General features: G+C 30.5%; 2 protein-coding genes. Both read right to left on the bottom strand.

The window, feature by feature from the left end:
- The coding region (locus CXF67_RS09300; protein WP_102088505.1) for an NACHT domain-containing protein at positions 1–1,848 on the bottom strand (1,848 nt) is incomplete at its 3' end.
- A 97-nt stretch (positions 1,849–1,945) separates the two neighbouring features.
- Positions 1,946–2,383 (bottom strand): hypothetical protein, encoded by a 438-nt coding sequence (locus tag CXF67_RS09295; RefSeq protein ID WP_102088504.1) that lies wholly within the window; start codon positions 2,381–2,383, stop codon positions 1,946–1,948.
- Positions 2,384–2,463: the final 80 nt, after the last annotated feature.

The raw sequence follows: 2,463 nt of genomic DNA, 5'->3' as shown, positions 1-2,463 counted from the left end.
ATTTCTAAGTTCTCCATTAACACTTTCAAATATTTCAGGTTTGTTATATGGTTTTTCTAGTTTGTCATCAATTAAATAAGGTATATTAAAATCAAATTCTTTTAGATGTTCTTCTAATAATCTTTGACGTTTTGAGCTTTTTTCAATAAACAAGTCCTCATTTTTGAGTCTGAGAATTTTAAGTATTTGTTTATTTAATGAAAGTTCATTCATCATGTAGTAGCTAGGGGTTGAATGGTGAAATGTAGCTCCTGATCTAAACCCATTTGTATCAACTTTAATTGCATTTGCAAAACTCTCTGCTGCTTTGTCGAATCCAATTTCTTCTTCTGTCTTAAGAATGCAAAACCTTGAAGCAAAAACTAAAGCAATACGCTCATCAATCAAATCTTGAGGTAGATTAGGTTTAGTTTGAAACTGGCTTTCATAATAATTAACAAAATCCTCAAGAATACTTTTAATAATAATCTTTCTGAAGATTTTATATTCCAGTTCATAGAGTAAATCCAGAATGTTTAAATAGTGATATTTACCAGATTTAAATATTACTGTGATTATTTCCTCTTTCCTGCTATGATTTGATATGTATTTCGCTGCAAAAAAATCTTGAATTGATTTATGCGCCCATTTTATTTTGACACCTTCCTTTGCAAAAATTGGTACTGTTGTGGAGAGATCTTCGTAAAAACTTTGTTCTTTAAAATTAAATCTTGTGTTTTTTAATTTCGCTGAAGCGATGTGATTTATCATTTCATCTTTTGTGTAAATCACACGACCAATTTTTGACGTTTCAAATGCAATGTCTCGCAAAACTATTTCGAAATCAAATATATCCAACCTTGACCTCTTTGGTCGTTTAAAGCCTTCTTTTGACAAATCGTGATGCTTAAATAAGCAACTATATACCTCTTCGTAAAAGGTGATTTTTTTAGAAGGAATATCCTTATTGTACGTATAAGATTTATACAAAAGAGAAACAAGAAATGGATTTGTAAGAAACTCTTTTACTTGAGTAGTTTTTTCCTTGACCTCTGCGATAAGATTAACTCCAAATTTAACTTTGCTTAAATCATCTAACTTTTCAATAAGAAGGTATGCTTCTTTTTCCTCTAGAGGCTGAATATAGAACAACTGAAAAGCAGAAAATGTAGACAATGCAGATTCTGGTCTAGAAGTAATAATAAAATTATTGTTTCCTGTCTTCTTTATAAAATCGCTTAGTTGGACAGTTATCTTGTCTTGAGTATCATATGGAATTTCATCAAATCCATCTAGAAGTATAGTAAAGAAACCTAATTCAAGTAGTTCGTAAATTAACTCTTTGTCAAATGAGTTGTCGATAGGGTTTATTTGATTAAATACTTCATCTAGGATAGAATTTTCAGAATCAATTTTCCTTAACTCAACTAAAATAGGTATGCTTTTATTTTGTTCAATTATTGATGCTGTGATACGCTTAAGAACGGTGGATTTTCCCATACCAGCGTAATCAGAAATAATAATTTTATCGTATTTGTCAAATATGGTATAGTCAAATTCTTCTATTTTAAATCGTTCATGTGAGTTCGCTTGAATAATAGTCAGTGGAACATATAAATCCTTCAATTTCGTTTGCGAGTTTGGAAATACCAGAGTCGTAACGAATAGCGAATCTTTATAAATTGTCTCTAAATATTTTGTGAATTTATTCTCCCAGAAATTATCTTCGACTTTATGTTTTTTATCCCGTTTCGATACCCAACTATTTAGGCGGGATATATGTGGTTTAATTAAAGTATTTACAATTGGATCGATTACAGGTTTTGCAATCGCACTGAAAGTTTTAATATCTTCTAAACTAATGTCCATATTCTGTTATTTCTAATGACGCCCAACGTTTTGGCTATGCGCAGTGTCCCGCAGGGCATTGCGTATAGGTTTTGTTGTACGCTGGCTTTTTCTTTTTTTAATTCGGCCATTTATAATCTTCATCGTTTTCAAATGGAACACCTAATTCTAAGTTTGTCACTGTTTCAAATTCTGAGTGCAAAGTCAGCCAATATTTGTCATTAAAATGGGTAGAAAATGAATGATACTCTTCCAATTCCCATTCTTTCATTATTTGTCCTAAAATGTCTTTTTTAGCAAAATCAATATTGGTATTTAAAATTTTAATTCCATTGAATGTAAGATTTGAATTCGATGTCTCTATATATCCAAGTCGTTTGTTTTCACTTTCATAAAAAGTCAGACGTAATTTTTCATTATTAAACACCAAAATCAGTCGATTTTCATTGTCCTTATCAATTCTTTCTGCATCAGGTTTTCCTAATATATTTTCTACTTCGGTTCTTTTCATTCCGAATTTTAGATTTCCAATTCCGATTTCAGGTTTTAGTTCCATTCAGTTTTTTCAGCTTGCGTACAACGTAGGGATAAGGTTACTAGTATCCTTATATCTATTTTACAAAACACTAATCTAAG

It is taken from the genome of Psychroflexus sp. MES1-P1E (assembly GCF_002836055.1).
GTDB lineage: Bacteria > Bacteroidota > Bacteroidia > Flavobacteriales > Flavobacteriaceae > Psychroflexus.
This window is presented reverse-complemented; position numbering and strand designations above follow the sequence as displayed.